The organism is Amycolatopsis stemonae (assembly GCF_054781455.1).
Window position 1 is genome coordinate 263709 of sequence record NZ_BAAGUJ010000010.1, and the last position, 12716, is coordinate 276424.

The 12716-nt window shown below is 72.7% G+C and carries 8 protein-coding genes; 3 read left to right on the plus strand and 5 right to left on the minus strand.

Going from position 1 to position 12716, the window contains the following annotated elements; genetic code table 11:
• Positions 1-140: 140 nt before the first annotated feature.
• From ACYVLJ_RS33075 to ACYVLJ_RS33090, 4 genes are read right to left on the minus strand one after another with little or no spacing between them, the layout of a single operon-like run.
• The gene (locus ACYVLJ_RS33075; RefSeq protein ID WP_460441603.1) at positions 141-1118 is read right to left on the minus strand and encodes a hypothetical protein; all 978 of its coding nucleotides are present in this window, start codon (positions 1116-1118) and stop codon (positions 141-143) included.
• Entirely contained in the window at positions 1115-4516 is a 3402-nt protein-coding gene (locus ACYVLJ_RS33080) for a sbcc family protein (RefSeq protein WP_460441604.1), read from the minus strand. The genes ACYVLJ_RS33075 and ACYVLJ_RS33080 overlap by 4 nt, the downstream gene beginning before the upstream one ends.
• A gap of 1 nt (position 4517) precedes the next feature.
• Positions 4518-5678 (minus strand): exonuclease SbcCD subunit D, encoded by a 1161-nt coding sequence (locus ACYVLJ_RS33085; RefSeq protein ID WP_460441605.1) that lies wholly within the window; start codon positions 5676-5678, stop codon positions 4518-4520.
• Between the two features lie 35 nt (positions 5679-5713).
• On the minus strand, positions 5714-7456 hold the full coding sequence (locus ACYVLJ_RS33090) for an ATP-binding protein (RefSeq protein ID WP_451975070.1): 1743 nt from the start codon (positions 7454-7456) through the stop codon (positions 5714-5716).
• Positions 7457-8086: 630 nt separating this feature from the next.
• On the opposite strand from ACYVLJ_RS33090, the gene ACYVLJ_RS33095 reads away from it, so the two are divergent.
• The 3 genes from ACYVLJ_RS33095 to ACYVLJ_RS33105 all read left to right on the plus strand — a co-directional run bounded on the left by ACYVLJ_RS33095 (position 8087) and on the right by ACYVLJ_RS33105 (position 9868).
• Complete coding sequence (locus ACYVLJ_RS33095) at positions 8087-8743, plus strand: HU family DNA-binding protein (RefSeq protein WP_451975072.1); 657 nt, start codon at positions 8087-8089, stop codon at positions 8741-8743.
• Positions 8744-9114: 371 nt separating this feature from the next.
• The gene (locus tag ACYVLJ_RS33100) at positions 9115-9279 is read left to right on the plus strand and encodes a hypothetical protein (RefSeq protein ID WP_460441606.1); all 165 of its coding nucleotides are present in this window, start codon (positions 9115-9117) and stop codon (positions 9277-9279) included.
• A 175-nt stretch (positions 9280-9454) separates the two neighbouring features.
• Positions 9455-9868 (plus strand): histone-like nucleoid-structuring protein Lsr2, encoded by a 414-nt coding sequence (locus ACYVLJ_RS33105; RefSeq protein ID WP_451975076.1) that lies wholly within the window; start codon positions 9455-9457, stop codon positions 9866-9868.
• Positions 9869-10032: 164 nt separating this feature from the next.
• Here ACYVLJ_RS33105 and ACYVLJ_RS33110 read toward each other — a convergent pair whose 3' ends face one another.
• Positions 10033-12516: a hypothetical protein gene (locus tag ACYVLJ_RS33110; RefSeq protein WP_460441607.1), complete on the minus strand. Its 2484-nt coding sequence runs from the start codon at positions 12514-12516 to the stop codon at positions 10033-10035.
• Between the last annotated feature and the right edge of the window lie 200 nt (positions 12517-12716).

The following is a 12716-nucleotide window of genomic DNA, read 5'->3' on the forward strand; positions in this document are numbered from 1 at the left end:
AGGGCGGTGCCGGCCCGGGGCGCGCACCCGCGCCCCGGGCCGGTCTCAGCGCGGCGGCGGGCCGGCCGGAAAGATCGACGTGCCCCTCCTGCTCGCGGACGGTGTGCGCCCGGTGCGGTCCCCGGCTCCGCCTTGCCACGTCAGCGGGCCGCGGCCAGGCGCAAAGCCCGGTACACGAACTGCTGATCCCCCAGCCGGTGCCGCAGGTCGCGCTCCAGGCCCGCGATCGGATACAGGTTCTGCGGTGCCCGCGAGTCCTTGTACGGCACCGACGCGAACCGGCCCAGTACCGACTGCGTCAGGTTCGCCAGGCCGGCCACCTCGTCGCGGTCCAGGTGCGATGCCGCCTCCACGCGCACCACGCCCGACCACGGCGGGCCGCCCGTCGACGGCAGCCGCAGGTACCACGAGTGCCGGACCCACGTCGTCCCCATCAGGAACACCGGCGTGCGCTGGTGCGGGCCGAGCCGGCCGACCATCGCGTTGAGCTCGCCCGGCAGGTACGTCGTCTGGTGGCTCTTGATGAACCCGACCGCCCGCTCGAGGTGGGCCCGGCCGCGCAACGGGCCGTCCACCACCAGCAGGTCGCGGCCGACGTGCCCGGCGATCGCCGTGCGGGCCGCGATCGCCGTGTCGAGCTCGGTTTCCGCCAGCTGGTCCTGCAGGGCCGTCGAAAGGACCACGGGCAGCGGCTTGTCCTCCTTGGCCGCGGCCCGGAACGCCTGGTACGTCCCGGCCGGCGTCGGGATGTCGGCCGCCTCCGGGGCGACCGTGAACAGCCCGCGCCGCACGTCGGTCCCGACCACGTGCGCCCGTCCCTCGCAGCAGCACACGACGCCCGCCGCGTACGACGCGCACAGCCCGATCGACGCCGAGTTCGTCCCGTCCGGGTCGTCGATCCAGACGCGGGCGTCGATCCGCCGGACGCCGTCGACGAACAACACGGCCTCCGGCGCGGAAACCGGCGACGGGTCGATCGGCGCCCACTCGGCCGCCGGGACCTCGACGTCCAGCTCGACCTCCGCGCCCGACCTGGCGAGCTCTTCGGCCTCCATCGAGCTGCCGTAGCCCGGGTCCCAGCTGTCGATGCTGAAGTTCATCCCGGCGACCGCCGTCATGCGCCCTCCCTGCTGATGTGCGAGCCGGTGCCGTCGCGCGTGACCAGGAAGCGCACCGGCACGCGCTCGGCGAGCGCCGGCACGTGCGTGATCACCCCGACCATCCGGGAGCCGGTGGCGGCGAGGTTCTCCAAAGTGGACGCCACGACGTCGAGGGTCGCCTCGTCGAGGGTGCCGAACCCTTCGTCGAGGAAGATCGACTCGAGCTTGGTCGCGCCCTCCGCGGCCATCGCGCCGAGCTGGGACGAAAGCGCCAGGGCGAGCGAAAGCGACGCCTGGAACGTCTCCCCGCCCGACAGCGTCTTCACCGGGCGGCGGGCGTCGGCCTCGTTGTGGTCCACCACCAGGAAGTCGCCCTTGTCGTGGGTCAGTTCGAACTGGCCGCCCGACAGTTCGAGCAGCGACGCGGACGCCTCGGCGACGAGCGTGTCGAGCGCCCCGGCGATCAGCCAGCGCGGGAACTTGTCCGAGCGCAGGAGGTCCGCGAGCAGCCGCGCGACCTGCGCTTCGGACTCTGCGGCCGCGATGTCGCCGTGCAGCCCGGCCACGCGCGCCACGCGCCGCTTCATCTCCGTGTGGTCGGCTTCGGCCCGCGCCCGGGCGGTCGCGAGCGCCACCGGCACGCGGTCCCGCACCGGCCCCTCCGGCAGTTCGACGCCGAGCGCGGTCACGTCCTCCACCACGGCGCGCTCGGCCGCTCGCAACGCTTCGGCGGCTTCGGCCTCGGCAGTCGTCGCGACGGCCAGCCGCTCGCGACGCTCTTTCGCCTGCCCAGCCGCCCAATCGGTCAACGCGGCCCAGGCGCCGAGGAGGCTGTCGCCGTCGATCGGCGGCGCACCGAGCCCGACCAGCGGGTCGCGCGCCTGGGACAGCCGCTGCCGCGCGGCGTCCGTTTCCTTCGCGACGCTCGCCTGCCGGTCGGCTGCCTCCTTCGCGGCGGCGCGCGCCTTTCGCAGCTCGGCGTCCGCGGCCTTCGCGGCCTTCTCGAGTTCGGCGACGCGCGCGAGCTGCTCGGCGACGACTTCGGCCGACGGCGCTCCGGCGAGCGTCTCGGCAAGTTCGCCGCGACGGCGCCGGGCGGTTTCGAGCCGGGTGCCCGCCGCCTGCTCGGCCAGTCCCGCGTCGACGGCCCGCGTGCGCCGCTGCTCGGCGTCGCGCTCGGCGGCCTTGAAGTCGTCCGCCGCGACGACGGCTTCCTTGCCCGCGGCTTCGGCGGCCGCTTCGAGGGAGGCCAGCGTCGTCCGTCGTTCGTCCAGCGCCGAAGCGGCCCACGTCGTGAGGAGCCGCCAGCCCGCCGGGACGTCGTCGCCGTCGATCGCGGGCGCGCCCAGCTCCACCAGCGGATCCCGCGCCGCACGCAACGCCTCCCGCGCCGCCGCGAAGGACTTCGCCACGACGTCGGCGTCGTGCTGAGCCGCGGTGCGCTCGGCGCGAGCCGCCGCCAGTTCGGTGTCCGCGGCACGCGCCGCTTCGGCGATCCGGGACCGGCCCTCGATCGTCGTGGACAGCCATTCGCCGCGTTCACGCACGGCGGCGACGAGGTCCGCGAAGTCCTGTTCGGTGAAGGACGCCTCGACCGGGCGCCGCAGCACCGCCGACTCCGGCGGCCCGTCGACCTCGGCGAGGACCACGCGCAGTTCTTCCGCCTGCGCGGCCACGGACGCGGCGGAGTCGGCGTCGCGATCGGCGGCCCGCTCCAGCTTGCGCACCGCGGTCTCGGCCGTCGCGCGCTCGCGTTCGGCGCGCTCGACGCGTTCGCGGGCCTCGGCGAGGTGGGCGTGCCCGCCGGCATCGGGCAGCGCCGTGACTTCCTGCTCGCACACCGGGCACGCGTGCCCGACGGCCAGGCCCGCCCGCAGCACCAGGGCTTGGCCGGTCCGTTCGGCGTCGGCCAGCGCGGTCTTCGCCGCCGTGAGTTCGGCGTCGGCGCTCTTGAACGCGGTTCGCGCGGTTTCGAGTTCCTTGCGGCGGGCGGCCTGTTCGGGTGCGGCCTTCCGTTGCGCGTCGCACAACGTGTAGAGGGTGCGGGCGTCGGACCGGGCCGAAGCGAGCGGCGCGACGTCCGGCTGGGCAGCCAGCGCCTTGCGTGCTTCGGCGTCCGCGGCCTCGGCGGCACGCAGGCGCGCGTCGGCGTCCGCCGTCCGCTTCGCGACCCGCGCCGAATCCTTCGCCAGGTCCCCGAGATCCGCCGGCGGCCGGAGCCCGGCCAGCCGGTCACGGTCCTGACGGGCCCGCGCGGCTTCGGCGGCGGCGTCCTCCGCGGCCCGCGCGGTGAGGTCACGGTTCTTCCGGGCCGCCTCGACGACGGACACCGCCTCGGTCGCCGAAACAGCGGCGGCGTCTTTGGCCTGGGACGCCTTCTTCGCGTCTTCTTCCAGCCGCGGGAGCGCCTTCTCGATCTCGCCGAGCTCGGTGCGGGCGGCGCGGATCCGCTCCAGCTCGCCGCGGCCGGGCGCGGCCGCGAGCGCGGCGCGGGCGGTTTCGTCCGCCTTCTCCGTGTTCTCCAGCTCCGCTTGCGCCGTCGTCACGGCGTCCGCCGCGGCCTGGCGCCGGGCCTCGAGATCCTCGACACCCTCAGGACGTTCCAGCGCGCCGAGGACGCCCAGTTCCCGCGTCACCGTCGCGACCAGCTGCCGGGCTTCGTCGTGGACGCGGGTGGCGTCGGACAGTCCCGGCATCGCCGCGGTGACCCGCGCGTCGAGGTCGGCGAGCGCAGTCCTCCGCGCTGAAAGCTCTTCGACGGCTTCTTCCGTCGCGTCGGCGTAGCTGCCGAGCTGTTCGGTGAGGACGGCGGCGCGCTGCTTCTGCTGCTCGGCCGTGACCCCGGCGCGGCGGCCGATCCGCTCGTAGACCTCCAGGCCCAGCAGCTTGATGAGGATCTTCTGCCGGTCGGCGGCCTTGGCGTGCAGGAACTCCGCGAAGTCGCCCTGGGGCAGCGCGACGCAGGTGCAGAAGTGCTTGAACGTCAACCCGAGCAGGCGTTCGACGGTCGGGGTGACCTCGGAGTCCGCGGCGACCGGGTCGGCGTCGTCCTCCGCGCCGCCGAGCGCGGTGGGGTCGGCGAGCCGTTCCAGGCGGACGTTCTTGACGCTGACCGTGGGTTTCTTCCCGCCGCTGCGCCGGACTTCCCGCACGACGTGGTAGCGCGCGCCGCCCGCGTCGAACACCAGCCGCACGGTCGCGCGGTTCACCGTCGGGGCGAGCGCGGGCGCGACCAGGCCTTCGTGGTCCCAGCGCGCGACCGAGCCGTAGAGGGCGAAGGTGAGCGCGTCGATCACCGTGCTCTTGCCCGCGCCCGTCGGCCCGACGAGCGCGAAGTAGTCCGTGTCCTCGAAGCTGACTTCGGTCTTGTCGCGGAAGGACGCGAAGCCGGTCATCTCCAGCAGCACAGGCCGCATGTCACACCCCGCTCGTCTCTTCGTCGTGCAGCCGCGCGAAGAGCGACTGGACGCGCTTGTCGTCCACCGTCCGCTCCTCGCAGTAGGACGCGAACAGCTCACCCGGTGACCGGTCGGCCACCGCGCGTTCGCCGCCCGACGTCGTCACCGGAGCCGCGAACTCCGGGTCGATGCGGATTTCCAGGGCGTTGGGCAGGGCTTCCTGGATCTCTTCGCGCAGCCCGGCCCTGGTCGCTTCCCGGACGTAGACGCGGAGGTAGTCCTCACCGAACTCCTCGGCCCGGCCGACGAGCTCGGCCACCGAGCCGTGGACGGTCCGCAGCCGCCGCCCCGCGGTCAGCGGGATTTCGGTGATCTTCGCCGGGGTCGTGGGCGTGACCTCGACGCTCAGCACCACGCTCTTGTTGTCCTGCTCGCCGAAGTCCACGGCGAACGGCGAGCCGCTGTAGTGCACCGGGCACGCGGCGGGCAGCGACTGGCGCCGGTGCAGGTGGCCGAGCGCGACGTAGTGCGGGTCGGCGCCGAACGCCGTGGCCGGCACGTGGTACTCGAAGATGGACTGCGCCGCGCGTTCCCCGCCGCCCATCGCGCCGCCGGTCACCGTCAGGTGCGCCATGACGAGGTTCACCGCGCCGGGCGTGAACCCGGACTTGAGGTGCTCCAGGATGTCCCGCACGCGCTGGTCGTACTGGCCGACGTTGTCCGCCGGCGTCCCGGCGAGCAGCTCGGCGGCGCGGACCGCGTAGCGCTGGGAAAGGAAGGGCAGCACGGCGACGTTCACGCGTTCGCCGGTCGACCGGGCGTCGAAGGAGACGACCCCGCCGTCCGCGGCCGGGCGCGGGTTCCCGGTGAGGTGGATGCCCGCCGCCCTGAGCAGCGGCCGGTACGCCTCGAACGTCGCGGCGTGGTCGTGGTTCCCCGCGATCGCGATGACCTCGGCGCCCGTGTCCCGCAGCGCCATCAGCGCCTGCACCACGAGTTCCTGCGCGGCCGCCGAAGGCGCCGACGTCTCGTACAGGTCGCCCGCGACGAGGACCGCGTCGAACGTCTCTTTCCGCGCGATCCGGACGATCTCGCCGAGCACCGCGCGCTGCTCGTCCAGGCGGTTGCGGCCCTTGAGCGTCTTGCCGACGTGCCAGTCGGAGGTGTGCAGGAACTTCACCCTTCGTCCTTCCGTTCAGGTGACGGGCAGCGGGCTCAGAACGGCGGCGGGTCGTCGCCGAACGGGTCGGCGCTCCCGGTCGGCAGCCCCGCGAAGGGGTCGGACTTCTTCGACGCCGCCGTGGTCGTCGGCACCTGCCCGGCCTCGGAAAGCCGCGTGGCCCAGGCCGGGAACGGGAAGCCGACCGCGATCGGCACCGGGATCTCCGGCTGGCTCACGAACATCGTGCCGGGTGTCGCGAGCGTCGCGCGGACCCGCTGGCTCTGCGGCAGGAAGCCGTACTCCGGGCGCGAGGCCTCGGCGGCGTCGAGGCGCCCGACGATCCGCACCGAGCTGTTGCTGACGATCCGGCGCTCCACCTCGGAAGCCGTCTGCTGCGCACCGATGAGGATGACGCCGAGGGAGCGGCCGCGCTCGGCGATGTCCAGCAGCACCTCCTTGATCGGGCTGCTGCCTTCACGCGGCGCGTACTTGTTCAGCTCGTCCAGCATGGTGAACAGCAGCCCGCCGGGGCCGGCCGCCTCCTTGCGCGCGGTCTCCGCGGCGAGCGTGACACCGACGACGAACCGCTGCGCGCGCTCGACGAGGTTGTGGATGTCCACGACCGTGACTTGCTGGTTCTCCGTGGACAGCTTGCGGGCGGCGTGGTCGGCGAGGTCGCCGCGGATGAGGCCGCTGAGCGCGCGCTGGCTCGAGCGCAGGCGGCGGATGAAGGCGTTGACCGTGCCCGCGCCGGTGACCGCACCGGCCCAGCCGGCGCGGGTTTCCTCGTCGGTCACGCGCTCGCAGATGACGTCGACGAGCTCGGCGTAGGTGCGGCACAGGACGCCGTCGACCGTGGCCGCGCCGTCCTTCCCCGCCGGGGTGCTGTCCAGCCGCAACCGGTTCGCGACCTGGTGGATGACCATCGTGTACTGGTTGCGCTCGTCTTCGGCGTCGGCGAAGACGTAGGGCAGCAGGTCGTTCGCGCAGAACTCCGCGATGGTCCACCAGAACGCGCCGACGCCCGACGTCCGCCCGGTGACGTAAGGCTTCCCCGTGGTGTCCGACGGCGTCGGCGGCGCGTAGAACCCGACCGAGGCGAAGGGCTCCGCGGGCAGGCCCAGCTTGGCGTACTCGGCCTTGAGGTTCTCGTCGAGCCGGACGTTCGGGGTGTCGAGGAACAGCAGGTCCTCGCCCTTGACCGAGAAGACGAGGGCCTTGGCGTTGTGCGCGTTGGACAGGGCGCCGCCGCGGAAGATCGAGTGCAGCAGGAACAACGCGAACGACGTCTTGGTGGCCACGCCGGAGACGCCGCTGATGCTGACGTGCGCGCCCCGCGTGCCGTCGAGGAAGTCCATGTTGAGGTAGACGGGTTCGCCGTCCCGGCCCAGGCCGACCGCCACCTGGCGGGTCATGTTGTCGAAGTACAGCGCCTGCGCGCGATCCTCCCCCACCGCGCGGGAGACGACGGATCCCGGCCGCGGCGGCACGTAGCACTCCGGCTCGACGCGGGTGGTGGCGATCTCGGCGATCTCCTGCACCTGCGCGGGCAGGACGCCGTCGGAGATCAGGAAGACGTCGCTGCCGAAGCTCGCGCCCTCGTGCCGCGCGTTCACCTGCGTGACGACCCCGTACGACGTGACTTCGCCGAGACCGGGGAGTTCCCGCCTGGTCACGACGACGTCGTCGAGCTGCAGATAGGCTTCCGGGTCGATCGCCACGTGGAACTGCAGCGGCGTCGAGTCCTCGGTCCCGGCCACCCGGCCGACCACGGTGGTGAGCGTCTCCTGGTCCACGGTTCTCCCTGTCGCACCCGGGTCTTCCTCCCGCGGCAGACTAGCTCGCCGGACCGACAGTCCCGCGCCCAACACGGCCTTCCGCGCCGCGCCCGTGGCTGGGCCGAACGAGTGAGTTCACCCTACGGGGAAGATCCTTTCGGCCCCACGGCGTTCGCCGCCGTTGCGCCGCAACGACCTCGCCGCGTCCCCGGGAGGGTCGCTCCGGGCGGGCGCCGCGTTACCGCGTTGACCCCACGGCGATCCCACCCCGGCGGCCCTTCGCCGGGCCTCCCGGCGGGCCCGCGATCCCCCGCCGCTGCGCGGGATCGGGCCCGGGGTGGCATCGACCACACGCCGGGAGGGCCGCTCCCGGCGTGTCGCGGAAAAAGTCTCCCGACGGGCCCCGGGTCCTATATGGACGACCACTGTGGACGGCCCGGGCACACGGTTTTGCCTGCTCAGGGCCTTGGTCGAGGTCCGGCTTCCGATTCGGGACCCCGCCGGCCGGGGTCTCCGGAGGGGCGGAACCAGCGCCCTCACAAGGAAATATTTCGACCCCCGGTTGGATTTTGTGCGGTATTGGTAATACCGTGTGCAGTGTCGGCCGAGATGGGCCGTGTACGAGTAGTTCCACTATGGAGGACTGGAATGACGAACAAGGCCCAGCTGATCGAGGCGCTGTCGGAGCGTCTGGGCGACAAGAAGGTGGCTTCGCAGGCCGTTGACGGTCTGGTCGACATCATCATCCGGACGGTCAACAAGGGCGAAAAGGTCAACATCACCGGCTTCGGTGTCTTCGAGAAGCGCGCCCGCGCCGCTCGCACCGCGCGCAACCCGCGCACCGGTGAGGCCGTGCGCGTGAAGAAGACCAACGTGCCCGCCTTCCGTGCCGGCACCACCTTCAAGGACGTCATCTCCGGCTCCAAGAAGCTGCCGAAGGCCACCCCGGTCAAGCGCGCCACCGCCACCACGGCGACCCGCGCGACGGCCACCAAGGCCGCCGCCGCCCCGGCGAAGGCCACCACGACCCGCACCACGCGGGCCGCGGCCGCCAAGCCGGCCACCACGCGCGCGACGACCACGCGGACCCGCGCCACCGCGGCGAAGCCGGCCGCGAAGGCCACCGCCACCAAGGCGGCCCCGAAGACCGCGGCCAAGGCTCCCGCCAAGGCGACCGCGGCCAAGGCCACCACCACCACGCGGGCGAAGGCCGCCGCCAAGCCGGCCGCCAAGACCGCCGCGGCGAAGAAGACGACCGCCGCCAAGGCCCCGGCCAAGCGCACGTCGGCTGCCAAGAAGAAGTAACTCGCTTCCTCGTCGAAGGGCCCCGCACCAGCCTGGTGCGGGGCCCTTCGGCGTTCCCGGGGGCAAAACGGCGTTCAACGGCGTTCTGCCGGGCCGTGTCCGCAGTGCGGGCCGGGGAACCCGGAACCGGTCCCGACGCGGCTCCCACGGCCTGCTGGGCGGCACGACCGGGACCGGACCACCGCGCCCGGTGGGCCACTCGTTGGGGTGACCGACGCGGTGCACCACCGGCAACCGTGTCGCCCGACAACTGCGGGCGGCATTCTTTCCCGGCCTCGTTTTGCGCCGGAGCGGTGATTCACGCCGTTTCCGGAATCCCCGGGCCGGGTAGCCGGGGACAACAGGTCCATCAAGCGACCGGAGGAGCCGCAATGACAGAGAATGACAAGCGCGAGGATCCCGAAGCGGAACTCGCCCGGTCCCGGCGGTACATCGAGGAGGCGAAGGACGCGGCCGCGGCCGCGGACATCGTCGATCCCGCAGCGGAAGGACCGGAGACGGATCAAGGGGATTCGGCGCCTTCCGGGACGCCGTAGTCCTCCACAGTGGATCTCGGCGCGCGTCCATTCCGGCCCGCCGAACCGGGAAAAACCACGGGAAATTGCCGAACCGATCGCCGGGTGGATACACTCCACGGGAGAACGTCGGTCATTGTGCACCTTGTCACACGTCACGTTCCCCGGACGCACATCCAGCTTGAGGAGCATTCCCGTGGCCCAGAAAGTCCTCGTCGAGATCCTGGACGACATCGACGGCAGCACCGCCGCCCAGACCGTTCAGTTCGGCCTCGACGGCGTCACCTACGAAATCGACCTTTCGGACGAGAACGCCGCCGCCCTGCGCGACGAGCTCGCCCGCTTCATCGCGGCCGGCCGGCGCATCGGCGGCCGCAAGGTCCGCGTCGCGACGGGCCAGTCGACCACGACGAGCACCACCGACCGCGAGCGCAACCAGCAGATCCGCGCCTGGGCGAACGCGAACGGCTACGAGGTCTCCGAGCGCGGCCGCCTCTCGTCCGAGGTGATCTCGGCGTACGAGCAGGCCCAGGTGGCGGAGTCCGAGGCCCCCGCCGCCGCCCCGCGCAAGCGCGCCCCGCGCAAGAAGGTCGCCGCCGCCAAGAAGTGACGGCGGTGCCCGCCAGAGAACTGGGGGAACACCGAAGGCCCGTCGGCGGTAAGGACTGACGTCCCCGCCGCCGGCGGAGGCCCTTTCTCCACCACCGCGCGGCAGTTCCCGGCTGAACCCGACGTCAGCCGCGCGAGAGCCGAATTCCTGCGAGCACCCATCCTTCACTGCCGCCGTCGACCGTCTTTCGACCGTCCGTCGACACCCGGGTCGAGGTTGTGCGCCTTGCGGAAATCCTCGATCCGCTGCCACGCCAGCTGCGGGTGCGCCGGCAGCTGCCGGCGGGCCAGCGCGAGCTGGTGCAGCTCTTCCGTGAGGGCCCCGTGCTCGAGCGAATCGGTGAAGACGTCGAGCAACGTCGCGCAGAACAAGGTGAAGCAGCCCGCGTTCCAGCGGACGACGTCGGCCGGCTGCACCGACGTCTCCACCGTCTCCCCCACCAGGTCGGCCGCCATCCGCGCGAGTTCCAGCGGGTTCACCGCGTCGCGGATCGCGAGCAGCCGCGCGGTGAGCGCGACGTGCTCGGGTTCGGCGTCGAACGTGCCCAGCAGCCCGACGAGCGCGTGGATCTTGCCGGCCAGATCCCGCCGGACCAGCGCGAGCGTGACCGCGGCCAGCGTCGGCTCGTACTCCCGCGCGGCCACGTCGAGCATCTCGACCGTGTAGCGCCGCAGCTCCCGGGGGAGGCCGCCCGACAGGCAGTGGTTGAGGTAGCAGAACTGCTCGGTGACCCCGGCGACCCGCGACGCGACCCACTGCCGGCTTTCGTCGAGGGTGAAGTGCTCCAGGCGCACCATTTCCGAGAAGGCGCTGTCGAACGCGTCACGGATGCCCAGCCCTCGCTGCTCGAAGTTGAGCACGGCGTCGTCCGACACCGAGACGAAGAACAAGCAGCCCGGGACCCCGAAGACTCCTTTGACGTCATTGACGAACTGGTGGGCCTTCTCGGGTTCGCCGATCTTGTCCAGCTCATCGATGGCGATGACCAGCCTGCCTATCACCCCGTTGTCCCGCAGGGTCCGTGCGCTCTTGCCGGCGAACGAGCGCAGCTCCTCGACGACTTCCGGGTGCGTGAGCTGCTGTTCGGCCCGCTGCGTCGACCACGTCCGGCCGGCCTCGCCCTTCAGCGGCAGGGTCAGCTTGCCCGACCAGCCGGTGGTGTGCGTCTGCAGGAACCGCGTGCGCGTCAGCTGGTGGACAGCCGACCGGCGCAGCTCGAAGAGGGCGCGGTGCCGGCGGCGGAACCCGAAGACCACCAGCGCGCTCAACGGCGTCAGGACCGCGAACGAGACGAGCCGCCAGGCGGCGAGGAGGATCAGGCTGGCGGCAACGACGTGCGTAACGGGCTGGCCGCTCCACAGGACTTGGGCGGACATCGGGAGGTCCCGGACGGCCGCGGCCGCCAGCCCGCCGATCTCGCCGGGGAACCGGGCCACCGGGACGCCCCACAGGAGGAGCGCGCCGCCGAGGCAGACGAGCGTGAAACCCAAGACCCGCACCAGCTTGACGAGCCCGCGGCGCACCGCGGCCCGGCGTTCGCCCTGGGTCCGCGGCAATCCCGGCGCGAGCGCCTGCGACGTCCGCTCGATGACGGTCTGGCAGATCAGCGCGTGCAGGTGCAGCACGAAGTCGCGGGCGTCGTAGTTCGCCGGTGCGGAGGCGAGGACGACCAGCGGCGGCAGGCCGGCGGTGCTCAGCTTGCCCTGCCGGATGGCCTCGATCGCGGTCGTCTTGCCGACCCCGCGCGAGCCGGCGAGGGCCACCGCGCCGGAGTCGGCTCGTTCGATGATGCGCCGCAGCCGTTCCGCTCCGGCGGTCATGACGACTTCGCCGCCGTCGCTCTCGCCGAGTCCCGATTCGCCCGTGTGGGCGAGCTTCGTCCCGTAGCGGACGGACCGGTGGGCGCGGGCGAACTCGTGGATCGCCGGCCGGACCAGCTCGGCGACCAGGGCCTCGCGCCGGTCGCCGAGACGCAGGAGCTCGGGATGCGGCTGCGGTTCGCCTTGCCCGCCGGCCATCCCGGCGAGGTCCGGCGCCCGCCGCACGACGAGCCCGGCCGACAGCCCGCCCACCCCGATCAGCCCGGCCATCCCGACCACGCGCCACGGGAACGGCAGGCGCGGCCAGGCGGCGCTCAGGAGGACGAGGTAGCCGATGCCGGCCACCGCGATCGCCAGCAGCAGGAAGAACTCGCCGGCGCGCGGGACGCGCCGGCGCGGCACCGGCGTGCTCTCGATGCCTTCGCGGACCAGCCGGTCCTGCTCGATGCGGATCCGGGCGACGAGCGAGTCGTCGGCGAACAGGCTCGTCCGGACGTCGTCCTGGCCCAGCCCCTCGCCGGCGAGTGCCGCGACGACGTCCGGATCGGTGAGGGCGTCCTCGACGAGGACGCGCAGGGCGAGCCGCGCGGACCAGGCGTCGAAGTCCTCGAACTCGGGACTGCGGAGGTATTCGGTGACCGGATCGGCTCGCTCCCGCGGCCGCGCCGGAGCGGTCCGCTCGAGGGCTCTCCGGTCTTCCGCGCGCAGCATCACGATGAACAGGTAGCCGACGCCGCCGCACGCGAGGCCGGCACACAGCGACGCAACCGCTTTGGCGTCCAATGTGTCGCTGAACGCCGCGTAGCCGAAGAGAACGGCCCCGAACAACGTGAGGAGGGTGAGTCCCCGCCGCGTGCGGGTCGGTGCTGGCGTGGACGATCCGGCGGGCGTGGGCACCCGCGGATTGTGTCAGCCGGGGCGGTGGGTCACCGGCGCCGCGACCTTCTCGCTTGGTGCGGCAGGGCGGGACCCGGGTACAGCGCCGCGGAGCCATCCCCCGCACCCCGGGCACGACGCCGAGCGAGGTC

Bases quoted from the DNA above. Each gene is read 5' to 3' on its own strand.
- ACYVLJ_RS33100 (WP_460441606.1), top strand. From the start codon at position 9,115: ATGACAGAGAATGACAAGCGCGAGGATCCCGAAGCGGAACTCGCCCGG.
- ACYVLJ_RS33075 (WP_460441603.1), bottom strand. From the start codon at position 1,118: ATGACGGCGGTCGCCGGGATGAACTTCAGCATCGACAGCTGGGACCCG.
- ACYVLJ_RS33080 (WP_460441604.1), bottom strand. From the start codon at position 4,516: ATGCGGCCTGTGCTGCTGGAGATGACCGGCTTCGCGTCCTTCCGCGAC.
- ACYVLJ_RS33095 (WP_451975072.1), top strand. From the start codon at position 8,087: ATGACGAACAAGGCCCAGCTGATCGAGGCGCTGTCGGAGCGTCTGGGC.